We start from the raw sequence: 24,102 nt of genomic DNA on the forward strand, positions 1-24,102 counted from the left end.
TCAATAATGGTCAGGGAGAAGTCAGTGGTTGTCATTTTAATGGCGCTGGAAACGGACTGCCGACATTCTTCAGGTACTATCATGGATTGTGCAAAATCTACTTCGAGTCTTTAATCGTTTTCGTTGAGATCAACTTTCCCGCGGTGGAATCGTGTTTGATTGAATCTGCCGGAAGAAATGGTATTCTGAGACCGGGCTTGGCGAGGGGGATGAATCTATTGAAGCTATGTGTAAACTGCATACTCATCCCGCCGGTAGTCACCGTGCTGAAATAGAACGAATTTTGAACATTACGGTTATACGCCTTGATTCTCACCGAGCCCTTCGGATTGAGCCAGTATTCCAAAGTCCATTCTCCAATCAAACTCGCGGCATCATATTGCGTCGTACCTCCTACGGTTCCATTACTGATCCTGCCATCGCGTGTTACCCTGAAACGATCGTTAAGAAAACGGTATGAAAACCTAAGCTGCAAATTATTTAACGCGTTTTGATCCAAAGATAAACCCGAAACGCCCACTTCCAGGTTCTCATTAATCTCAGAAGCCCAGCGGCTGATCTGATTGGAAACAAGCTCACTCAAACTATTTCCAAGGAAGTTCGTACCAGTTGTTGTCTGTCCTGACAAACTGGTTTCCGGCAATAACTGATTCATTACCAGCAAACTAGTCACCTGTCGACTAAGCTCCTGTTCGTCAGTTTTAAGTTTGTTCTGAAATGCCTCCAGATATCCCTGGTAATTGCTGGAACTTAAAGTCGGACTATCCAGAATTCTAAGATCATATTTGATTTGGGGAGACATCAGACGATCGGAAAGACCAATTGTTACTTCCACGGGATAACGCCTTGATAAAACATCCCCACCGGAAGTACTTGTAGTCTGATTCGGTAACACGCCTAAAAGCGAAACGGATTGCGTATATCCAGCTTTAACGTCCAGCTGTGCACCATATGGATCTCCTGACCAGATAATACGACTTCCAGGCTTGATGGTAAATTTCTTGTTGATCACATTTTGCAATGTGAAATTGTAATCTCCTTTGTCGATTTCGTAGGTCCCAGCCATTTTGAAGTCTCCTTCAGTATCGATATTAAGATTAATACGGCCACTTCCAATACCCCGAATGATATCACCTGTCTGCCGGTCGAAAATAATCTCGCAGGTTGCGTCAGGCGTAATATTGAAATTAAAATCCATCTTGATCCCGCCCACTTCCCGGATCTGCTCAGTCGTGTCACCTTCAACCCGAGCCACTTTTGGCATTTTACTTACAAACTGAATGTAATCCTGAGTTTGAACTTCGGTTGCTCCATCCAGCGGAATAAATATCTTGGTACCCTTATTGCTTGTAGCATTGGCCTCTATGTTAAGATTATCATATGGGCCATACACGCTCACCGGCCCAGTGACATATGCCGTTCCGTAAAACATGCTATTGTCTTTTGCCGTTGTGTTCAAAATTTTGAAACTGCGCAAATCGGCATTAAATCCCAGGGAGAAATACTTGAAACCATCATGAAAAACACCACCTCTGACTCTTGCCGTATTGCCATCCTCATCAGTTAGGAGCATATTGTTTACTGAAATCTCGCTTTCAGTAAAATTGATTTTATCACTGAATGTGAAAACAGATTGCAGATAATCAAACTTCATTTTTCCATTTTCGACCATCAACGACCCTTCCAAAACGGGTGCAGTCACATTCCCGCCAATCAGAACAGTGCCTTGGGCTGTGCCGCCAATATCCGAAACATAACCTTCCGCAAACGGCTCCAGTGCCTTGAAGTCAACACGATTGAATATAGCTTTCATCTTTAGGGTATTCGTCTGAGCCGAAGGACGATAGTATCCCGTCAGATCAAATACCCTTCTTAAATCCTTATTCAAATGCGCATCAACAAGCAGTTCAGCCTCATTCTGGTCCCATTCGCCGCTTCCTTCGAAATTACCAAACTCATATCCACCATATCCCAAGCTTTCAATATTACAACTTGCATCGAGTTCTGACCCGTTATAGATATTGCGAATATTGGCTTGCCCGTCCATAATACCGCCTAGTTTAACATCGAAAACCGGGTTAATGGAGTTGAGCTTAAAATTGGTGACCTCCAGCTTCAGGCTCTTATCCGGATTGTCCGAAATGAAACCATTGAGCGCCAGGCGCTGCTTTCCGCTGATAAGACCGACGTTGCTAAAATACATATCCGTGCCTCGTACCGATATCAGGCTATTGGCCGGCATATTCCAGTCTTCATCAAGCAAACTAAGCCGCGAGTTCTTGAAGCTGATGTTCAGCCCTTCCTCCAAAAAGCGAATCTCACCACCCAGATCGGCTTTATTGGAACTGTTAACCTGTTGAATTGCGCCGTTAAATTCAATATGATCTTCATCCCAGGTCCCTTCAAGCTCCATACCTTCTGTCGGAACCATTGATTTAATCTGCTGATTATTAGAAGTCACGAACGCAGAAGCTAATACCTCCGCACTGTTCACAAATTTGGAAGTCGTCACATCCAGTTCGGAAGTCACAAACTGGCTCTTGCCATATCGCATCGTATCCGCCTTCATGTTGAATGTCAGGAAAGCGGTATTATCCATCTTGAACATCCCCTCTGCTTTGGCACCTTTTGACAAATAAACATCAGGGCTTAAAAATGCCAGAAGGCTGGCGATATTCCGCGTTTCAACCTCATAGTCAATCTGATAGCGGTTAGATATCAGTTGCTTCGGCTTCAGCGCGTAGTACTCGTTCCGGTTCGTTTCGTTTTCAATAAAATAGAGTCGGTACTCTTCCAGCAACTGACTCAGGTCTTTCCAGGTTTTTGTAGGCAAAAAATCGCCCTCCAACTTTGCGGTCAAGAATTCACTTCCCAATGTAACTTCCCTTTGTCCGTCTCCTATTTTTGAAGAAAGCAACAATGTATCGATCACCAGGTTTCGATCCTTATGGGTGTGTACCAGAGAAGTATTAAGCAACCTGGCTTCTCCGGTAAGCTCATCAATACTATTTCCGGATATCCGGAAATCAAGATCGGTTTTTAGGGTTATACTATCCTTGGTAAAACCTAGTTCGCCCAAATTTGCCCGTTGAATAGCACCCTTGACATCGAAATAATTTTTCTCCCTTGTTAAATCAAATTCGCCGTCAATATTCAAAACAAGGTTACTGTCCCGTGCACTTACGTTACCGTTGAAATATTGTTTTTGCAGATTCCCATTCACGTTGATATGCTCATAATCATACCCTCTGAAACCGATTCTGCCGATTGCCCCATCAAGTCTCGTCGAAGCATATGCCAGCGTCAAACCCTTCCCAGTAACATTTCCTTCAAAATCAAGCAACTGATATGTTTTCTCGTCGTCCAACAATTTTCCAAGCTCAAAACCTACCGTTTTTAGACTTCCAAGATATGTGGTAGACTGGTCGTCTCTGATTTGAAATGCGAGGTCACAACCCAGCTGCCCTAATTCCGTCGAAGCGTTTCCTTTTATATCAAAATCACTCAGTGTCCCCTTAAAAGATCCGTCCAAAATCGTTAGACCAAACTTGGCCAAAGTTTCGTGCGACTCCCATTCAGGATAGTATTTGACGATATCCTCCGGAAGGATTTTGGAAGTCCCCAATTTCAGATCCATTTGAATCCCTTCCAATTGTGGCAAGCCTTTAAAACCTAAATCGCCCACAATCCGGCTGTCTTTTCCGAATCGGAGATCAGTATTGGACAACACAAAATCATCCACCTTCCCATTGAAATCGCCGGAAACCAGCCAATTTTCCTCCATGGCGTCGATATAACTTGAAAATAATCCCAAGTCTGTTGAGCTTATATAACTCCCTACCAAATGACCTTTCAGAAGCACTTTGTGGTTGAAGTCGCCCAGCTCGCCGGAACGGTTGTAGGCAAAAATGATCTCGTCCCTCAAATGCGATTTTCCGATGTGAGCATCGAGACTTTTCAGTTCCATTCGCTTCTGACTAAACAGAAAGTCAGTAGTGAGTTCGTGCATTTTGAGACCCGTCTGGCTGTCGACCGTATGCAGATTTTTGGCATGGAACGCGATGGTGTCTCCCTGAATCAGGAAGTTTTTCAAATCTCCTTCGATATCCTTCAGTACAAAATGGTAGTAATCAAATACCCGTGGATTTCTGATATGCGGTTCACGGGGATCATCGTAGCTGAATGTGCCATCAATTACCCTGGATTTGCTGATCACAAAAGGCGTGTTATTCTCAGGCGCGTTGTCGGGTCGAGGAATCTCGGGAGCAGTCAGTTCGGCGATTTTATCAATAAATCCGTCCAAATTGAGTCTGCCACCACCGGGCACCACTTTCATTTTTACATTGGGCTGATATACATTTACCTCATCCAACCTGATCTCCCTGGCCGAATTTTCGATGATATTATTAACATTCAGATTGACATCAATCCGCCCCACCCTGATCATATCTTTCTGGTTTGTGTCCAGAACAGATACTCCTTCCAGCGAAACCACATCAAACCATTTTATGTTAACCCTCTCAATATTAACAGGATAGCCAAGTTTTTTGGAGATATTGGAAGTAACCAGACGGACCGCATAGGTCTGAACAGAGGGAAACTGAAGAGCCATAGTACATATCCCCAGCGCGAGAAGCGCAAAGATAAATACTACCACCAGGCCGTTCAAAATCGCCCTCAGAATTCCTAACATATCACTTTTCTATGGCTAAAGCATTTAAAAATCGAGGCTGAGACCCTGCAAATCGGGTCGCCATTAATAAATGCTTACTTTTGCATATTATTATTCAGATACTCATGAACATTCTTGCAATTGAATCATCTTGCGATGAAACTTCTGCCGCTGTTATCGTAAACGGTGAAATCAAATCAAATGTTATTGCCACTCAACTAATTCATACCCAATATGGCGGCGTTGTCCCTGAGCTTGCTTCACGTGCGCACCAGCAGCATATTCTGCCGGTTGTCGACAAAGCGTTAACTGATGCAAAAGTAGCAAAAAATGACCTTGATGCCATTGCGTTTACTAAAGGACCGGGATTATTAGGCGCATTGCTCGTCGGAACATCCTTTGCAAAGGCCATGGCGCTGGGCTTGAAAATTCCGCTAATTGAGATAAATCATATGCAGGCGCATGTATTGGCACATTTTATTGAAGATCCGAAACCTGAATTCCCTTTTTTGTGCCTGACGGTTAGTGGCGGGCATACGCAGATTGTGAAGGTAACTGGTCCGTTGGAAATGGAAGTTATCGGCGAAACGAAGGATGATGCTGTCGGCGAAGCATTTGACAAGACGGCCAAACTCATGGATTTGCCATATCCGGGCGGACCTTTGGTTGACAAATATGCTCGCCTGGGAAATCCGGCCGCATATCCTTTCCCACTTCCGGAAATACCGGGACTGGATTTTTCTTTTAGTGGTATTAAGACTTCTTTTTTATACTTTTTGCAGAAACAGGTCCGGGAAAATCCTGACTTTATTAAAGAAAACCTGAATGATATCTGTGCGAGTATTCAATATACTTTGGTGGATATCCTGTTGAAAAAACTCAAAAAAGCGGCCCGGGAAACTGGAATAAAAGAAATAGCAATCGCTGGTGGAGTTTCTGCAAATTCAGGGTTAAGAGAGGCGCTGATCGAATTGGGCGAAAAACAAAGATGGAATGTGTTTATTCCAAAATTTGAATATTGTACTGACAATGCCGCAATGATCGCTATGGCCGGTTACTTCAAATACTTAAATAGAGATTTTTGCGATCAAACCGTCAGTCCGCTGGCACGTATGGAAATGTAATTGCAACTCACTCCTTATTGGTTTATGACGACTTCACACCATAAAATTGGATGGCTTACAGCTTGTGCGCTGGTTATTTCGAATATGGTGGGTACGGGCGTCTTCACCAGTCTCGGTTTCCAGCTTAGCGGTTCCAACAATACCTGGACCATCATCATTCTCTGGCTGGCAGGCGGAATATTGGCTTTAATTGGCGCATTCACATTCGCCGAACTTGGCACACGTTATACAGAAGAAAACGGTGGCGATTACGTCTTTATATCAAAAGGAATTCATCCATTTTTGGGATATCTGTCGGCACTCGTTTCCTTGGTCGCGGGTTTTGCTGCTCCTGTGGCCATTGCCGGAATTGCGATGGAAGCGTATCTCGCTCCATTTCAGCTACCCAACCTTCGTGTTCTGACCATATGCATTATTCTGATGATCGGGTTAATTCATTCGTTCAGTTTAAAACATAGCGGCTGGTTTCAGAACTGGGCAACAATCGTCAAAATTACTTTTATACTGATCATACTTTTTGTTGGAATTCACTTTCCGGCCATCCCGGATAATGCATTCAACTTTAGCAGCAGCTATAAAGAGGAGATATTTACCGGCAATTTTGCCACTTCTCTCCTATATGTAACCTATTCATATACAGGATGGAACGCCGCTGCATACATCGTCAGCGAAATCAGAAAACCGGAAGAGAATTTACCTAAATCACTAATTATAGGAACTTTAGTCGTCACTGTTTCCTATATTTTATTACAATTGATATTCCTGAAATTTGCCTCACTGGAACAGTTACAAGGCAAAGCGGATGTTGCGGTGATTTCATTTTCGAACATTTTTGGAATCAGTGGTGGCAAGTGGGTGAGTTTTGGAATTTCGATTCAACTCATCGCAACCATGAGCTCATATATCTGGATCGGCGCTAGAGTGACGAGCAGGATGGCGAAAGATTATGCGCTCTGGAATTATTTTAGTTCGACCAACATTCATCACATCCCAGTGAGGGCTATATGGCTCCAGATCGCCATTATTTTGCTGCTGCTTTTTTCAGGAACATTGGAGCAAGTGTTGGTTTATACATCCTTTACACTCCAACTTATGGGGACGCTGGCGGTGGCGAGTTTGCTTTTTACAACTCGCCGACCGCGTAATTTTAAGAGCCCTTTGCGTCCATATATTCAGATACTTTTTATCGCATTCAGTTGTTTTGTTTTAGGTTTTATTACAATTGACAATCCTATTCCGTCCGTTATTGGATTTGGTATATTGATGGTTTTTGGGTCAACCTATTGGTTCAGATTTAATAATGATCCTTCCGAAAAGTAAAATATCATCTGAAAACAAATAATTTAATCCGTCGGAAATTTACAATTAAGTCGCCAGATCGTTTATTTGCACACTTTTTCAACAGAGCCCACACATGACAATATCCGAAATCTGGATTTACCCTATCAAATCCCTCGCTGGTATTAGACTTTCGCGAGCAAAGGTCGAAGAAAGAGGATTACAGTACGATAGACGATGGATGATTGTGGACGAAAATGGAGTCTTCATCACCCAGCGATTATACCCAAAAATGGCGTTGCTCGATGTTTCTATCGAGTCAAACGGACTGGTCATAGTGGACAGAAAAAACCCCAAAAGTTGCGTATCAGTAAGCTTCGAGCCGTCGCAGTCAAACTTAATTTGGGTAACAATATTTGACGACGAAGTAGAAGCAGAGTTGGTTGACGATGAAAAGGTTGATAACTGGTTAAGTGATCATCTGGGGATTCCAGTAAGACTTGTTAAAATGCCTTCGGACGGGAAACGGGTAGCCGATCCCAGATATGCACGAAATGGAGAAAATGTGAGTTTCGCGGATGGCTTTCCATTCTTGCTTATATCGGAGGCGTCGCTGGAAGATTTAAATGAACGTCTGATCGAACCAATCACGATGCGCAGGTTCAGACCCAATTTTGTCATTAACGGCATGTCGCCATATCAGGAAGATATTGTCAAAGAAATTCAAATTGGAGATATCGGGTTCTCGCTGGTTAAACCATGCGGCCGGTGCGTCATGACGACCATCGACCCAATTACAATCCAAAAAGGCACGGAGCCTCTCAAAACTTTGGCCACCTACCGCAGGCTCAATAACAAAATCCTTTTCGGCCAAAATCTGACCGCCAAAAATCATGGCGACATCAAAGAAGGCGACAACGTTATCATTATTGAATAATCCGAATTGAAAACAATAGCTCCCAAGACCCGAAAAAGCATATCGGGAGATTCTAATCTGTCCGTATTTTATAGTCTCAATCCGCACCTGCTGGCTACTGCGCTGGTTTACTATCTTTTATCATCCAAGTTGCCCACCGGACAACCCGTCGGTAATGGATTGAATGCCTTGATACTAATATTATCTGTATATGCATTCAGCATGCTGAACGATCTTTTCAAACCAAAGGGATTGTCTGATATATTTGGAAAAAAGATACTGTTTAAACAAAATCAAGTCTTCTTAACCCGGTCTATTGTTGGCACACTCATTGGCGCTGTTATCATTCTCTTTGTTTACCAAAAGGATTTGTGGCTCTTTGCAGTCATCATGACTGCTTGCACTGGCGCATATATCTATCTGTTCAACTTCACATTCACCGACAATAGCTATTCGACGATAAGATCATTTTGCGCATCACTGTTGATGACGGCCGCTTGTTTTGGTTTGAGCTGGATCTCCGGGTCAGTGGGCAAAGAAAGCAAATTCGCGTTTGTGCTCTCACTTATGGTGATATGGCAAAATGGACTGGTTAAAAAAGAGTACACCTCCGTTTCCAAAAAAGGGAACAGTACCGTGGGTAACAATATCGTCCCTGGAATCAGCTTATTGATAATCATTATCGGTATATCAGCCTGCTATTTATCTGAATATCGGTTCTCTCAACGATTTTTTACGATTTTGATAATGACTGGCATCGCCCAGGGGTTTTGTTCATGGAGAAAGGATATACTTCTAAAAAATAAATATATCCAACTGACAATAAGAACTTTATCATTAATTCCAGTGGCGATTCTCTGATAAACACTGATGCTTTAGAACTTTTACTATTAAACTCCCTCTCTATAAATGAACCGACTTCTTTATCCGCTATTTCTCATCGCCATTTTCCTTTTGCCCAAATCAAACTACGCACAAAGCAAGTGGGAACCAGGATATATTGTCACTGCCCAAATGGACACCTTAAAGGGCTTGATTGAATACAAGAATTGGAAGATTAATCCTGATCAGATCAGTTTTAAAACGGAGGAAAGTGAGCAACCAACGACCTATTCACAGGATGACCTGGCTGGATTTGTAGTTCACAACGAAAAATATCTCAAAGCGACTGTTTCAGTTAATATTAGCTCAGACAAAATAAATGAACTCTCTGAAAAGCCGACTCCTGATTTGGTCAGCAGGACAGTGATGTTGCTTGTTCTTTTTGAAGGAAAGAAGAATCTCTTTTTGCTGCACGATCATCAGGATAAATCCAGTTTCTACATAAATGAGAACGGCGAATATACCTTGCTTGTCGACCATACTTATCGAAGATATTCCTCAAACGACCGATCGTATATCATTCATAGCGATCAATATAAACAGCAATTGCAACACTATTTGTCAGGTTGCGCAGCCGCAGCCTCAAAAATAAAATCTACTTCTTATTCAGAGAAATCAATAAGTCAGGTTTACGAATCTTACTTTTCGCAATGCACGAACGAAAAACCATCGGTCAAATTCGTGAAAGAGAAAAAGCTTTTTGAGTACGGCGTTCTTGCAGGAGCTACTTTCACAAAGGTTAATTTCAAGGGCTCGGACGCACCGGATTACCTTAGCGGCCGGATCCCGGCTTCAGTAAATTTCTCCGGAGGTATATTTGCCAATTTCATACTTGCCCGGACCCAAAGGAGATTTTCCGTGTACGCTGATCTGCTTTACACAAATTATAGTGTTGAAAATTCGCAAACATCGAAGATCAGTTTTAACGATAACTTTGTCCAGACATCGACTTCAAAAATCGGGTTCAGCTATCTGAAATTGAGTACGATGGCACGTTATAAATTCCCCATTTCTACAATTACCGGCTTTATTCAGGGTGGAATCACCAACGCGTTGGCGATATCAGAGACCAATTCGTACACAAGAGTAAGAACGCTTAATGGAATTCCATCCTCAACCAGCGAAGGTGAAGCACTAAGTGATGTTAGAAAATATGAACAAGGATTTGTTTTCGGGGTAGGTACAGGTTTTCAGAGGTTTGGTATTGAGCTTCGATATGAAAACAGCAACGGAATGGCAGTTTATAAAAATCTGAATTCCAATGTTCAGCGAGGTTATTTGCTCGTGAGCTACCAACTGTAAAAATATAAAATAGCATAAAAAAAGCGCTTGAAATGAGTATTTCAAGCGCTTTTTTATATTCGGGAAAATCTTATCCCTCTGTTTCAGTAGAAGATCCTCCTGATTGGAAAGGGCTTTTCATAATCCCTCTTTCTGAGTTTCTTATGAAATTAACAATGCTATCGCGTTCCGTCGACGAAGGCAATTCAATTTCGATCAATTCCAGTGCTTCTGCGTTATTCAATCCCTTCATGTATACATAACGATATACATTCTGGATCTCAATTATTTTCTCATTGCTATATCCGCGGCGTCTCAGACCAACTGAATTGATCCCTGCAAAAGATATCGGTTCTCTGGCAGCTTTCGTAAATGGAGGAACGTCTTTACGAACCAGTGTCGCACCAGAAATAAATGCATGCGGCCCAATTTTAACAAACTGATGCACAGCACTTAATGCACTCACTATAGCCCAGTCACCCACGTGTACGTGACCAGCCATTTGCGCATTATTACCAATGATACAGTTGTTTCCAATGCGGCAATCGTGGGCAACGTGTGCATATGCCATAATCAGACAGTCCGATCCGATTACAGTTTTCCAATGCTCTTCTGTGCCCCGGCTTATTGTGGCATATTCCCTTACAGTTGTGTTGTCACCTATGATTGTAAGCGTATACTCATTATTATATTTCAAATCCTGAGGAGTTGCAGAAATTACCGCTCCCGGATATATTTTACAATTTTTACCAATCCTTGATCCGGAGTTGATAACGGCGTGTGATCCTATCCAGGACCCCTCACCTATTTCAACGTCCTGATGGATCATTGCAAATGGTTCTATTTCTACTGAATCGGCGATTTTCGCGTCAGGGTGGATGTATGCTAACGAATGTGTCATTTTTTCTTAACCAGGCTTGCAATCATATCTGCTTCACACACCAATTGGCCAGAAACGTATCCTCGGCCGCTCATCTTCACAATACCTCTTTTCATTGGAGATGTAAACTCACATTTAAATATTACGGTATCACCGGGGAATACGTTTCTCCGGAACCGGCATGCGTCAATTCCAATCAGATATGGCCAGTAGTTATCCGGATCCGGTACGCTACTCAAAACGAGTATACCACCTGTCTGGGCCATCGCTTCGAGTTGCAAAACACCAGGCATAACCGGATTTCCAGGAAAATGCCCCAGAAAATACTCTTCATTTATTGTCACATTCTTAACTCCAACAACACTGCTTTCGTCCAATGCAATGATTTTATCAATCATCTGGAATGGATAACGGTGCGCAAGAAGCTCTCCGATTTGTTTGATATCCAATACTGGAGCCTTGTTCGGATCGTATTGAGGTATATCTCCTTTCCCGGATTTGATTAGTTTTTTGATCTTTTTCGCAAGTGCAACGTTCGCGGCGTGTCCCGGCCGGGCTGCGAGGATTTGCGCTTTTATCGGACGACCGATCAGGGCCAAATCACCGATCAAGTCCAGCAGTTTGTGGCGTGCCATTTCATTTGGATAATGTAAATCCACATTATTCAAAATCCCTTTGGTCTTGTCAACACTTACTTTAGGCTTGTTTAAAAGCTGGGAAAGGTGATCCAGTTCTCCGTCCGCCACTTCACGATCCACGATCACGATGGCATTGGTCAAATCGCCTCCCTTGATAAGATTTTGCTTATAAAGCGCTTCCAGTTCGTGTAAGAATACGAATGTGCGGCAAGAAGCTATATCGTCTTTAAAAAGAGTAATATCGTTCAAAGAAGCATGCTGGCTGCTGATTACGGTTGAATTGTAGTCCACCATAACCGTTAGCCGGTAGTCCGATAATGGCAAAGCCACCATTTCGGTGTCTTTGTCTTTATTTTTGTAACCTACATATTCAGGTACCTCAAAGTAGTTTCGGTACGCATTCTGCTCCTCGATTCCGGCATCAATCAGCGCATCGACAAACTTAACGGAGCTTCCGTCCATAATGGGAGGTTCCGGACCGTCGAGCTGGATCAGCACGTTGTCAATCTGAAGCCCAACTAAGGCTGCAAGCGTGTGCTCCACAGTATTAATTCTTGCTCCATTTTGTTCAATCGTCGTACCACGAGACAAATCGACCACATTATCGACATCTGCGTCTACGATAGGCTGTCCGGGAAGGTCGACCCTTTGAAATTTGTATCCGTGGTTTGCTGCTGCGGGCACAAATGTCATTGTTGCGACCACACCAGTATGTAACCCCACTCCCGTTACCGATACTGCCTTGGAAATGGTTTGTTGTTTTTCGTTCATTATATTCTACTTATACAGCAAAAGGCTTTCGGAGGAAGCCTTGTTAATCAGAGCATTGATATATTGTAATGACCTAGTGGGTCGAAACTTCATTTTTACTTTCCAATTCCCTTATCCTTTTTTCAATATCAGGCATCCTGCGTGCAGAGGCCATTGCCCGTAAGTGCTCGCTAAGATCCCTCGCTGGTGAACCTGACAGGGACAATCCTTCTTTTTTAATGGATTTACCCAACCCACTTTGGGCGCCTATCTTCGTATTATTGGCGATAGTGATATGCCCGGAAATTCCAACTTGCCCTGCAATGATACAATTATCACCCAAACGTGTCGAACCGGAAACTCCTGACTGCGCCGCGATTACCGTATTCTGCCCTATTTCAACATTGTGCGCTATCTGAATCAAATTGTCCAATTTCGCCCCTTTGCGAATAATCGTCGAACCCATTGTCGCACAGTCGATTGTAGTATTCGACCCAACGCTTACATCATCCTCAATAACGACATTTCCAAGCTGTGGAATCGCCTTATAGGTACCATCCGCCTGAGGTGCAAAACCAAACCCATCTCCGCCAATAACCGTATTAGCAAAAATAGTACAATTCTTTCCGATAATAGTATTATCATATATTCTTACACCCGGATGGATCGTCACGTTGTCACCCATTTCAACGAAGTCTCCGATATATACGCTTGGGTAAATTTTTACATTATTTCCAAGCTTGCAATTCTTTCCAATATACGAAAATGCACCTCTATACGCCCCATCTCCAATTACCGAATTCTCACCTATAAAACTAGGTTGCTCTACCCCCGTTTTCTCGCTTGTCAACCTTTTTTGGTACTCGTGAAGCAACACTGTAAATGCGCTATAGGCATTCTCTACATATATTAACGTAGCCTTTACCTCTCTCTTTGGAGTAAAGTCATTATTAACTATTACTACAGATGACTCGGTATCATAAATGTATGATTCATATTTGGTATTGGCCAGAAAAGAGATACATCCTGGTTTCCCCTCCTCAATTTTAGCAGCGGAATCTATTGTAATTGTCTCATCTCCAACGATTGTTCCATCAAGCATCTTTGCAATTTCGCTGACAGTAAATTTCATATTTTCTAGGCTAAATTCCGGTTGCGTATTGAACGTGTTTAATACTAATTAATATGTAGGCTATACTGCCCCTTAATCCCAATACCTGTCTATATTATGAACCACGCAAAGATACATTTTTACCCCAACATACATAATACTTGCGCACAATCTTAGTGAGCGCTTCGATGGTCGGAATATCAGATGCTTCGGCAATATCCAACAGTTGCCCATTTTTCATTTTGACCTTGATGGGATCCTGTTCCTTTTCGTATGCCCAGTTGGTCGTTTCCCCAACAATCAGGAAATATGACAAATCGGCATCTGAAACCCCTGCCTTGGTTAAAAATGCCTTGGTATCGTCCAAAACAGTTTGATCCGGTAGCGAATCAAAAAGCTTGATTTTAAAAAGATGCCGGTTGATAAGTCCGTAACAAAGCGTGGATAATATGGCATCGTCACAGTTCATCCAACTCTTCACGCATACCCATACGTCATTATCGTCCAAAGCGTTGAACGACTGTAGCAAGTCAGGCATTCGCTCGAAATCTTCGATGGAATAGTAGTGCGTTAAAAAACGCTTAAAATCTGCTGTGGTGAAGAGAACAACCCCTTCCTCAATCAATTTTCGGGCACGTCGCAGAATTTGAGTAAGCATTGCCTGAGCACTGAGCAGCGTTTTGTGCAAGTAAACCTGCCAGTACATGAGCCTGCGTGCATGGAGAAAATTTTCAATACTCAATATCCCTTTTTCTTCCACAACTAACTGGTCATCCGCGATATCAAACATTTTAATCAATCGGTCGGCACCAATTGAACCTTCCACGACACCCGTATAAAAGCTATCCCGATTCAGATAATCCATCCGATCCATATCGAGTTGGCTGGAGATCATCTGATGAAAAAACTTGCGGGGATATGTTCCTTCAAACATCTGGATCGCCATATTCAGCCGTCCATGCATTTGCCGATTCAGGTCTTTCATTAAGGCAAGCGTGATGGCCTCATGCGGGACACCGGGCATCAACACACTTTCGAGTACATGCGAAAACGGGCCGTGGCCAAGGTCATGCAATAATATGGCAGCTTGCGCAGCTTCGACCTCCGGTTCCCATATCAAATGACCCTTTTCCTGAAGCGCCTTTAGAGTCTGGCTCATCAGGTGCATCGCGCCTAAAGCGTGGTGGAAACGAGTATGGAGAGCGCCTGGGTACACCATATCCGCCAAACCGAGCTGTTTTATCCTCCTTAATCTTTGGAAATAAGGATGCTCAACCAGATCAAATAAGAGATCGGAAGAGATGGAAATGAATCCATAAACAGGATCGTTGATGATTTTTCGTTGCCCCAAAACGCTTTTTTTCACAAAAGTAGCAAACTACAAACGGAAGAAAGTATTTATTCTTATTAATATCGCTTGGAAAATTAAAGTGTTTACTTAATTTTGCACTCCAATATCGCTTACGCGAGGGCCTAAGAGTAACTAATTTGTAATCAGTAGGTCATTCATAAGGGATAGGGGCCTATAGCTCATTCGGTTAGAGCAACTGACTCATAATCAGTAGGTGCCTGGTTCGATTCCAGGTGGGCCCACTTGAAAATCAAGGACTTAGCTTCAAAAGCTGAGTCCTTTTTTATTTGGTTGCAATAATAGTTGCAATAGTTTTTGAAGTCCGGAATTGCTTGCGATGGACTGAGTCTGTCACTTTAAGAGCACTCACATTTATTGCAAGTGCCCTCAAAGTTTTGAATATTTATCTATCGATAAAGACAAATCCATTGATTTCGGTATAGCTTTCAAGAAATAAATTTCTTCTAAGGCTTCGTAGTCAAAATATCTTTCCAGAATTTCAGGTGCTCCCGAAAGCATTCCGGTATCCTCAACATACTGGTAAGTAAACTCTGTTTTCGGATCTTTGAAAGCTCCTCCATAATATCCCTGATAGGCCTCTTCAAAACTTTCCAGTGTTTCTTTCAGATCATTTCCGTTGGCTGGCCAGGATACAATGTCTGAGCAGTAAACCTCAAATGCTTCAGCTCTGTCATCATCCATTTCAGAAACTGCTTCAAAGTATTTGAATGTGTCCTGATGTAAAGTGCTTTCCGAGATCAGAAAAGATGGGATATACTCCCAGTCCTGGAACATTAACTCTGGATCAGATTCATTCCGGTGGTACTCATAGCAGTCTTTGTAAAATTCCTGTGCATCTGAATAGTCTGAAAGATCAAACCATTTCCCAAAAAGCGACCCGGATTTGTACATCCCATAAGTGCCTACGTAAATCTTTGGAGCGTTTTTTGAATTTTTCATCAGTGAAAGACATTTGAAGTAGCTAAGCCCGGCTTTGTGCCAAAGGGCAATCGCATGTCCCACTTGAATGAAAAATGGCGGGGGTTTATCCCCCCAGGGTTCAAAGCCCAGACGGCGGTTTAAGGAGCGGCCAGTTGCCGCGGTAAATAGCCGGCTGACGGAGTGAAGGCTTGAAGCCGTCATTTTTCACTTCGTAACTTTCGTTTGCACTAACTGGTAAACGTGCGGCTGGTTGGCATTTCAATGGCTGTTGAACATAAAATGTTACACAATAAAATTTTATTGGCTTTCAAGGTATTTTTATCAAAATGGCGTTCTACAAAGATTAGGTCCGGCTGCTTTCATCTACATAGTTATGCCACATTGATTTTTCCCACCAATGTTTCTTATATTGGCTTCTTAACAAATAGGAAGAAATAAATGAGTGTTTTGCCTGATCATTACCCGGTAATCCTTTCCGAAATAAAAGCTGCCATACGTCAGAGCCGTTTGAAAGCGCTGCTGTCGGCAAACGCGGAAATGCTTTTACTTTACTGGAAAATCGGAAAGACAATTCTAGACCAGCAAGATCAGTCCGGATGGGGGGCGAAGGTAATTGAACAATTGGCAAAAGATCTTAAAAGTGAGTTTACGGATATGCAGGGCCTTTCTGTTAGAAACCTCAAGTATATGCGTCAGTTTGCCAAGGCCTATCCGGATTCTGAATTTGTGCAAGCGTCACTTGCACAAATTACCTGGTACCACCATATTACTCTGTTAGGTAAAATAAAGGATGAAAGTGAAAGGCTCTCTTATATTCAGGAAACAGCCAGGAATGGATGGTCTAGGGACATCATGGTCATGCAAATTGAGTCTGGCTATCTGAAAAGAAAAGGCAAAGCCATTACCAATTTTGAAAACCGTCTCCCTCCAATCCAGTCTGATCTTGCACAGCAAGTTACAAAAGATCCATACCTGTTTGATTTTGTCTCTCTGGCTGACGACTATAAGGAGAAGGACCTGGAAAATGCATTAACTGACCATATTGTCAAATTCTTGTTAGAGTTGGGAGCAGGCTTTGCTTTCGTAGGCAGGCAGTATCACTTAGATGTTGGCGAATCCGATTTTTACATTGATTTGCTATTTTACCATTTGAAGTTAAGGTGCTATGTCGTTATTGAATTAAAGACTGGTAAGTTTATTCCGGAATATGCCGGAAAGCTAAATTTCTATCTTTCTGTTGTAGATGATGTCCTAAAAACCGATATAGATCAACCAACCATTGGTCTGCTGATTTGTAAGGACAAAAACAGGGTAGTTGCTGAGTATGCTTTGAAGGACATAAACAAACCAATAGGGATTTCAGAATACAAGATCACAGACAGCATTCCGAAAGATCTTAAAGGAAAGCTTCCAAGTATCGAAGAGCTTGAAAAGGAACTTGAAGCTATTACAAGCGCGGATAAAGATCCTATATAATCCAAATGTCCTTGACTAGTATCAATAATACCAATGTAAATTATTTTCTGAACCTACTTCTTGGGCCATAGTCTAGGTACTGATCATACTTTTGTAAGCAATTTAACTGGTGGTTCAAAAAAGTATGGCTTTCTGGACCATACTAATCAGCCATAATGTCAACCAATTTAATAGCATATGAAAAATATAATCACGTCCGATATAACGCTCGGCTAAAGCTGTAAAATTTATTGAGGCTGATTGAAGTTACAGTCTATAACAGGCTGAGGTGGGGATTAGCTAAGCTTTCACCCTCAGCAAGGTTTTTTCAATCTATGCTACGGACTACACTTTCATTGTCGAAGGCAATGCTAAAAACCTGCTGTCCTGGTTAGCCATTTCTGTTATGGTATTTACCATGAAGCACCCACGGCCATCTGGATCTGACAAAATTTCGTCCCGAAGAGATGTAAGTAACAGTTTCATGATATCCTTAACCGGCTTGTTTTCAGCAACCGATTGGCGCATCCAGTCATGCTGGTAGCACATATACGTTTGCAACGCAGTCAAGAATAACTGACGATTATCTCCAAAGGTATCAAAGAGGCTTGGAGCATTAATTTCCATACTTTTTGGGAGATCGGCCATCGAAGTTCCACCACACCCTTTTTTCCAGAAAACATCGAGTGCCGTCAGTAGCACGGCAGCTTCATCAAATTTTTTTGGACGGGCCATAGCACATTTTGTATCGTTCCTCACAATATAACAAAGGCCGAATGATTTTGTTCTTTTAATATCCTCCGGAGTACTATTTTATCGAAATAAAGATGGGCGCATTTTCCCAAATTTATAGAGTTGAATGTACATGACGGCGGCTGTGCTTGCAAAACGGACAATGAAAAAGAGAATGGTAAAGTATCAATTGCCTTTACAAGTAACATTATCAAAAACGAGCAGCGGCTTACCTTCGTACTCTGCCGACAGACGTTCGTTTGGACTTGCAACTGAATGACAAGCCACTTTCGGTGCTTCTAGTTCAGGGCGCCCATTTCAAACATTTTTTCGTTTTGCTAATAACCTTCTTTTTAGGATTTGTCTTGCACTGGCTTTAAGTCCTGTTTACAAGATCGGATTTGGTTTTATTACCTGGGTATTTTTATCACTGATGATACGCTTTTCAAACAAGATATATTTTAGAAAAAACCGCCGATCGATTTATGCTTTCGTTGCTTCCATGCTTATTTCGGGGTATCCACTTCATTTAAGTGGTTTTATGGTAAAACTAAATATGGACATTAATAAAATTACATTTGTTCTAGCATAATTTCCATTATAACTTTGCAGAGTATCGAACTATTGCTTACCTGCATCAAAAATGTCCGAATTACCCATCTTAGACGAAGACAGTGAGATACTTCAGCTCGTTGCGCGGGGGGATGAAAAGGCTTTCAGGATTATTTTCAATAAATACCACAACCGTCTCGGCTACCATTTGTTCCACATTACCAGGTCGCATGAACTGGCGCAGGAGGTGGTGCAGGATATATTTTTAAAGATATGGATCAACCGCGAGGAGCTTTTGTCAGTTCGTAATTTCAAAGGATATTTGTACGTGATATCGAAAAATCATGCACTGAACTGCCTGAAAAAAAATGCATTGCAAAATAAATTAACCAGTGAACTCGACGATAGCCTTGACTTCGCAACCGACGAAACCTTTGAGGAAAATATCCAATACCTATTGCTCGACGAGGCGATCGACCGGCTTCCGCCCCAGCAGCGGCAGGTGTACCTGATGAGCCGACACGAGCGATTGAAATACACCGAAATAGCCGCGCGCCTGAGTCTGTCCCGGGAAACAGTAAAACGGTATTTGCAGATATCTTCCGAGTCGATTACTTCTTACATTCGTAAAAAGCTGATTGTGAGCATCTTCCTCTGCTCATTTTTTTTATTTTAAAAAAAATTGAAAGGCAATACCCCCTTTTATTCAAATTTTCCTGTCTTAGATACAAGACCGTATTCTTTCAAATTCTAAATGCTCTTTTGGTATGGAAACATCCTCTTCCAGGTTGGCGCTGCTATTCAGTCGATACTATTCCGGGCTGTCAACGGATTCGGAAACGAATGAGCTGATGCACCTGATCAGGATGTCCGAAAACGATGAGACGCTTGCCGGCCTGATCAAAAATGCCTGGGAAAGCCTGCATCCGGACGAAAAGGAATTCTCTGAGGAAGAGAGCGAAAAAATGCTCTATTCCATTTTACAAACAGCTGAACAACAGCATGAAGAATATGAGGAGGAAGAGAAGGTTCGTCCGTTGTGGTGGCTTAGATATGCCGCAGCTTCTTTATTGATCATCGCCGGATTTTCGTTTTACTGGCTCAAAAACCGGCAAGATAAAGTCCCGGAGATTGCAGTCTCCGCGCGGCAGGTCACTGATATTCCGCCCGGTGGCAACAGGGCAATGCTCGCTTTGTCGGACGGTCGCCAAATCCTGCTCGACAGTGCCGCCGACGGGTTGCTGGGAAGTCACGGCGCGGCCAGTTTTACCAAAACCGGCGACGGAAACCTTAGCATCGCAGTCATTAATTCTACACAAAAACTTGAATATCAATCCAATACCCTTTCCACACCGAAAGGCGGGCAGTACCAGGTTACGCTTCACGATGGCAGCAAGGTCTGGCTGAATGCGTCGTCGTCGATCCGTTTTCCAACTGAATTTTCACCCGATAATCGCACGGTCGAGATTTCGGGTGAAGCTTACTTTGAAGTGGCCAAAGACAAAAAACGGCCATTCAAGGTCAGGTTTGGCACTTCGGAGGTGGAAGTTCTGGGGACAAGTTTCAATATCATGGCTTACCAGGATGAGAGAGCATCCAAAACTACGCTGGTGGAGGGTTCAGTTAAATTGCGGGATGGAAAGGGATCGAAAAAACTTAAACCGGGCCAGCAGGCAACGGTTTCATCAAGCGGGGCGATACAGACGGCAACAGTTGATATTGACCGGGAAATTGCCTGGAAGAATGGCTTGTTCTACTTCAAAGATTCTAGAGTTGAAGAAGTTATGCGACAGACAGCCAGGTGGTACGATATCGAAGTGAGCTATGAGGGCAAGATTCCGAAACGACAGTTTACCGGCAAAGTTTCCCGAAATGTCAATATTTCCGAGCTGCTGAATATGCTGCGCTACGCAGGGGTGAATGCCAGGATCGAGCAAAACAAAGTGGTAGTAAAGTTATAGTTAAGACTACGTATAAACACTACCGTTAATACTTAAAATCCAACTAGTCCTAAATCTGAAAAACTATGAAAGACAAAAGAAAAGCACCTTCATAAGTCCTCTACTGTGCTGCCGGACAGAGAAAAGGGAAGATGCTGCGAACATCTTCCCCGGAAAGTCCAGACAGTGTGAAAAAACCTTTGTGACAAAGTCTAATACATTTTATCTAAACCTTACAAATATATGCAATTAAACCTTTTACTACAGAAAGGGGGATGCAGCTTCATATCCGTGCCTCCCAGACTGGTCTTGACAATGAAACTAATTACGTTTCTACTGGTGGCCACCTTATCTCAGGTAGCGGCCAATGGATTTAGTCAAAAAATTTCGCTGAACGAGAAAAACGTTCCCCTGGAAGCCGCGCTCACTGCCATTGAAAAGCAGAGTGAATATCTGTTTTTGTACGACAAGCTCGATATTCCAAAAGGCTTGAAAGTTAGTTTGAACATTAGAAATGCATCTATTGATCAGACGATGAACCAGTTGCTGAAAGACCTGCCGCTGTCTTACAAGATATTTAACAAAAGCATTGTAATCCGGAAAGAAGCCCGGGCGAAGGAAGAAAGTATGGTATTGCCCACAGTGCCGGTAAAAATCGTGCATACGATTGCCGGAAAAGTGTCCGATGACCAAGGCGACGGTCTTCCGGGGGTGAGCGTTTTGCTGAAAGGAACCCAGAGCGGCACCACTACGGACGCGCAGGGAAGGTATAGTCTGGATGTAAATGACGAAAATACCACATTGATTTTCAGCTTCGTGGGTTATGTCAGTCAGGAAATAGTTGCGGGCAGCCGCACGGAAGTGAACGTGCAGCTGCTGGGCGATATCAAGGCACTGAGCGAGGTGGTGGTAATCGGATACGGTACGATCAAGAAAACGGACCTTACCGGCGCGGTAGGGCTGGTTTCGAGCAAACAAACTGAAAACCAGGCAGTACCTAATCTCGCACAGGCATTGCAGGGAAAAGTAGCGGGCTTAAATGTGCGCCAGACCAATGGCGGGCCCGGCGCAGGTGCTGAAATACGGATCCGCGGAATGGGCAGCTTCGGAGCGAGTGCTTCCCCGCTCGTAGTAGTCGATGGTATCATCACAAATGGCGGATTGACCGACCTTGACCCCAACAGTATTGAATCGGTAACTGTGCTGAAAGACGCCTCTTCGGCGGCGATCTACGGTTCGCGCGGCGCGAATGGTGTGGTGCTGGTGACTACCAAAAGAGGGGCTGTTGGTAAAGAAGTGATCAGCTTTCAATCCATGTACAGCTTCGACCGGCCGATTAACAAGATCGGAACCGTGGACGCGGCCACTTATGGCGCGATGGTGAATGATTTCTATGTAAATCAGGGCAAGGCAGCACCTTATGCAGATCCTTCGTCGCTGGGAAAAGGCACTAACTGGCAGGATGAAATATTCCGCACCGGCGGCAAACAGAATTACTCACTTTCTTTCAGCGGCGGTACCGAAAAGAACCTGCACGCGATCACAATGAGTTATTACAAGGGCGACGGTATTGTTCTCAATTCCAAATACAGCCGCGCAAACTTTCGGGTAAATAATGATATTCAACCATTAAAAGGCCTGAAAATAGGCAGCAGCTTCGGGTTCAGCTACGGTGCATTGAAACAGGGCGATCCGCAGGGTGCAGTGAATGCAGCACTGATTTATGCCCCGAACGTACTGCCTTACAATCCCGACGGAAGCTACGGAATCGCAGATCGCGCCGGCCAGCCTACGACCATGACCGCGCCGCTGGTTTACGCTTTTGAGCGGGAAAATGTCGATAACAGGCTGGGCTTATTGGGTAATTTGTCTGCTGAGTACCAGATCATTCCGGGATTGAAATTCAAAACAAGTATTAGTGCCGAATACATCAATCTGGATATGAAGAACTTCGTGCCTTCCTACAACTTCGGCTTGGGTAACTCCAACGGGATCGCGACACTCAACCGGCAGGTGAACAGCACGAAAAACTACATTATTGACAACATTCTGACATACAGCAAATCTTTCGGAACCAATCACCAAGTCGATTTAATGGCGGGTTACACCTTCCAGGATGAGCGTTTCGAATTTGTGCGTGCATTCAGGAATACATTCAGCAGAAACGATGAAAATCTGCAAGTGCTAGACGCCGCTACTTCCAACGATCTGGCGCGCGGTAATTACACCGAGTGGGCTTTGCAGTCGTATCTGGGCCGGCTAAATTATGCATTTAAAGAAAAATACCTGCTTTCTTCCAGCATCCGGATCGACCAGTCTTCCCGTTTTGAAAAGAGCAACCGGACGGGGATATTCCCTTCTTTATCAGCGGGATGGGTACTTTCGAAGGAGGAATTCATCTCGGGCAAGCTAGGTCCGGTCAGTTATGTGAAGCTTCGCGCAGGATATGGGGTATTGGGCAATCAGGATGTGGGGATTTACCCTTACCAGTCGCTGATCGATTACAGCCTGTTCTATAATTTTGGTTCTTCTCAAAATGTGGTTTCAGGAGCAGGCCCTACTGCACTCGCCAACCGCAATATCTCATGGGAAAAAACGACTACGACCGGTGCCGGTCTGGAATTCAACCTTTTCCGAGATAGACTAGGGTTCGTCATCGATTACTACGACCGCAGGACCTCCGACGTACTGGTGCGCGTGCCACTCCCAAGCATTTCAGGGTTAGCCACTTATCCTTATCAAAATGTGGGCAGTGTGCGTAACAGCGGAATGGAATTTACAGTCGATTACCGTGGCAGCGCGCTGGATCAGAATTTTACTTATAACGTCGGCTTCAATATTACGATCAATAAAAATGAAGTTACCAAGCTGGACAAAGGGCTGGATATTATCCAGGCAGGCGGCGGGCAGGGCGGTGTTGAAACGCGCACTTCGCAGGGTAACGGGATCAATTCATTTTATGGTTATGTCCACAACGGCATTTTCCAATCCACCGACGAGATAGCGGCTTCGCCTTTTCAACCCAATGCACAGCCGGGCGATATCAGATTCAAGGATTTGAATGGCGATAATGTGATCGATGACAAAGACAGAACCTATATCGGCGATTTCCTGGCCAAACAGATCATCGGTTTCAATGGCAGCGCGCGATACAAAAAATTCGATTTCGCAGTATCAGTGACGGGCGATTTTGGTCGGTACCAGAACATTTTCGCCAGCGGATTCGCCGCAGCGCGCGCCGCAGAATCGACCAATATCATGTGGGCCGATCGCTGGACTGCTCCGGGAACGAGCAACTACGTGCCGCGCATTATTGGCGGTGACCCGAATAACAACTCCCGCTCTTCGGATTTTTGGGTGAGAAGTCAAGATTACATCCGCATTCAGAACGTACAATTGGGCTACGACTTTTCAGGAGAGGCGATTAAAAGAGCAGGTCTGGGCAAGATCAGATTATTCATAGCAGGCCAAAATCTGTTCACATTCACCAAATACCCAGGTTTTGACCCGGAAACGAATGCGACCACCTACCCTATCGCCCGCTCGCTTTACATGGGATTGAACCTTGGTTTTTAACAATAACTGTCAACAACGTATC

The 24,102-nt window shown here is 43.6% G+C and carries 16 protein-coding genes and 1 tRNA gene; 10 read left to right on the forward strand and 7 right to left on the reverse strand.

From position 1 onward, the window contains the following. Positions 1 to 97: 97 nt before the first annotated feature. On the reverse strand, positions 98 to 4,693 hold the full coding sequence (locus tag AC1XUD_RS13260; RefSeq protein WP_483361489.1) for a translocation/assembly module TamB domain-containing protein: 4,596 nt from the start codon (positions 4,691 to 4,693) through the stop codon (positions 98 to 100). A 104-nt stretch (positions 4,694 to 4,797) separates the two neighbouring features. On the opposite strand from AC1XUD_RS13260, the gene tsaD reads away from it, so the two are divergent. The 5 genes from tsaD (at position 4,798) to AC1XUD_RS13285 (ending at position 10,174) form a co-directional block, all read left to right on the forward strand. Then, the gene (tsaD, locus tag AC1XUD_RS13265) at positions 4,798 to 5,796 is read left to right on the forward strand and encodes a tRNA (adenosine(37)-N6)-threonylcarbamoyltransferase complex transferase subunit TsaD (protein ID WP_483361490.1); all 999 of its coding nucleotides are present in this window, start codon (positions 4,798 to 4,800) and stop codon (positions 5,794 to 5,796) included. A 24-nt stretch (positions 5,797 to 5,820) separates the two neighbouring features. After that, the gene (locus tag AC1XUD_RS13270; protein WP_483361491.1) at positions 5,821 to 7,116 is read left to right on the forward strand and encodes an APC family permease; all 1,296 of its coding nucleotides are present in this window, start codon (positions 5,821 to 5,823) and stop codon (positions 7,114 to 7,116) included. A gap of 94 nt (positions 7,117 to 7,210) precedes the next feature. Further along, positions 7,211 to 8,011, forward strand: coding sequence for an MOSC domain-containing protein (locus AC1XUD_RS13275; protein WP_483361492.1), 801 nt, complete (start codon positions 7,211 to 7,213; stop codon positions 8,009 to 8,011). A 6-nt stretch (positions 8,012 to 8,017) separates the two neighbouring features. Then, a complete protein-coding gene (locus AC1XUD_RS13280) occupies positions 8,018 to 8,851 on the forward strand; it encodes a hypothetical protein (protein ID WP_483361493.1) in 834 nt (277 codons plus the stop codon). Positions 8,852 to 8,899: 48 nt separating this feature from the next. Next, positions 8,900 to 10,174, forward strand: a complete 1,275-nt coding sequence (locus AC1XUD_RS13285; protein WP_483361494.1) for a porin family protein — start codon at positions 8,900 to 8,902, stop codon at positions 10,172 to 10,174. Between the two features lie 70 nt (positions 10,175 to 10,244). Here AC1XUD_RS13285 and lpxA read toward each other — a convergent pair whose 3' ends face one another. The 4 genes from lpxA to AC1XUD_RS13305 all read right to left on the reverse strand — a co-directional run bounded on the left by lpxA (position 10,245) and on the right by AC1XUD_RS13305 (position 14,898). After that, entirely contained in the window at positions 10,245 to 11,054 is an 810-nt protein-coding gene (gene lpxA, locus AC1XUD_RS13290) for an acyl-ACP--UDP-N-acetylglucosamine O-acyltransferase (protein ID WP_483361495.1), read from the reverse strand. Then, entirely contained in the window at positions 11,051 to 12,442 is a 1,392-nt protein-coding gene (locus tag AC1XUD_RS13295) for a bifunctional UDP-3-O-[3-hydroxymyristoyl] N-acetylglucosamine deacetylase/3-hydroxyacyl-ACP dehydratase (RefSeq protein ID WP_483361496.1), read from the reverse strand. The genes lpxA and AC1XUD_RS13295 overlap by 4 nt, the downstream gene beginning before the upstream one ends. Before the next feature lie 73 nt (positions 12,443 to 12,515). Beyond that, entirely contained in the window at positions 12,516 to 13,553 is a 1,038-nt protein-coding gene (gene lpxD, locus AC1XUD_RS13300) for a UDP-3-O-(3-hydroxymyristoyl)glucosamine N-acyltransferase (RefSeq protein WP_483361497.1), read from the reverse strand. A gap of 94 nt (positions 13,554 to 13,647) precedes the next feature. Then, the gene (locus tag AC1XUD_RS13305; RefSeq protein WP_483361498.1) at positions 13,648 to 14,898 is read right to left on the reverse strand and encodes an HD domain-containing protein; all 1,251 of its coding nucleotides are present in this window, start codon (positions 14,896 to 14,898) and stop codon (positions 13,648 to 13,650) included. A 153-nt stretch (positions 14,899 to 15,051) separates the two neighbouring features. On the opposite strand from AC1XUD_RS13305, the gene AC1XUD_RS13310 reads away from it, so the two are divergent. Beyond that, positions 15,052 to 15,125 (forward strand) — tRNA-Ile (locus tag AC1XUD_RS13310). A gap of 145 nt (positions 15,126 to 15,270) precedes the next feature. Here the strand turns inward: AC1XUD_RS13310 and AC1XUD_RS13315 are convergent. After that, positions 15,271 to 15,843, reverse strand: a complete 573-nt coding sequence (locus AC1XUD_RS13315) for an antirestriction protein ArdA (RefSeq protein ID WP_483361499.1) — start codon at positions 15,841 to 15,843, stop codon at positions 15,271 to 15,273. Between the two features lie 420 nt (positions 15,844 to 16,263). Here AC1XUD_RS13315 and AC1XUD_RS13320 point away from each other — a divergent pair, with 420 nt between their 5' ends. Then, a complete protein-coding gene (locus tag AC1XUD_RS13320; RefSeq protein WP_483361500.1) occupies positions 16,264 to 17,301 on the forward strand; it encodes a PDDEXK nuclease domain-containing protein in 1,038 nt (345 codons plus the stop codon). A 324-nt stretch (positions 17,302 to 17,625) separates the two neighbouring features. Here AC1XUD_RS13320 and AC1XUD_RS13325 read toward each other — a convergent pair whose 3' ends face one another. Further along, positions 17,626 to 18,015, reverse strand: a complete 390-nt coding sequence (locus AC1XUD_RS13325) for a TetR/AcrR family transcriptional regulator (protein WP_483361501.1) — start codon at positions 18,013 to 18,015, stop codon at positions 17,626 to 17,628. A 640-nt stretch (positions 18,016 to 18,655) separates the two neighbouring features. On the opposite strand from AC1XUD_RS13325, the gene AC1XUD_RS13330 reads away from it, so the two are divergent. The 3 genes from AC1XUD_RS13330 (at position 18,656) to AC1XUD_RS13340 (ending at position 24,080) form a co-directional block, all read left to right on the forward strand. Next, positions 18,656 to 19,240, forward strand: a complete 585-nt coding sequence (locus AC1XUD_RS13330; protein WP_483361502.1) for an RNA polymerase sigma factor — start codon at positions 18,656 to 18,658, stop codon at positions 19,238 to 19,240. 91 nt (positions 19,241 to 19,331) lie between these two features. Continuing rightward, positions 19,332 to 20,525, forward strand: coding sequence for a FecR family protein (locus AC1XUD_RS13335; RefSeq protein WP_483361503.1), 1,194 nt, complete (start codon positions 19,332 to 19,334; stop codon positions 20,523 to 20,525). A 222-nt stretch (positions 20,526 to 20,747) separates the two neighbouring features. Next, the gene (locus AC1XUD_RS13340) at positions 20,748 to 24,080 is read left to right on the forward strand and encodes a TonB-dependent receptor (RefSeq protein WP_483361504.1); all 3,333 of its coding nucleotides are present in this window, start codon (positions 20,748 to 20,750) and stop codon (positions 24,078 to 24,080) included. Positions 24,081 to 24,102: the final 22 nt, after the last annotated feature.

This window comes from Dyadobacter sp. HNCC25DJ184 (genome assembly GCF_056895215.1).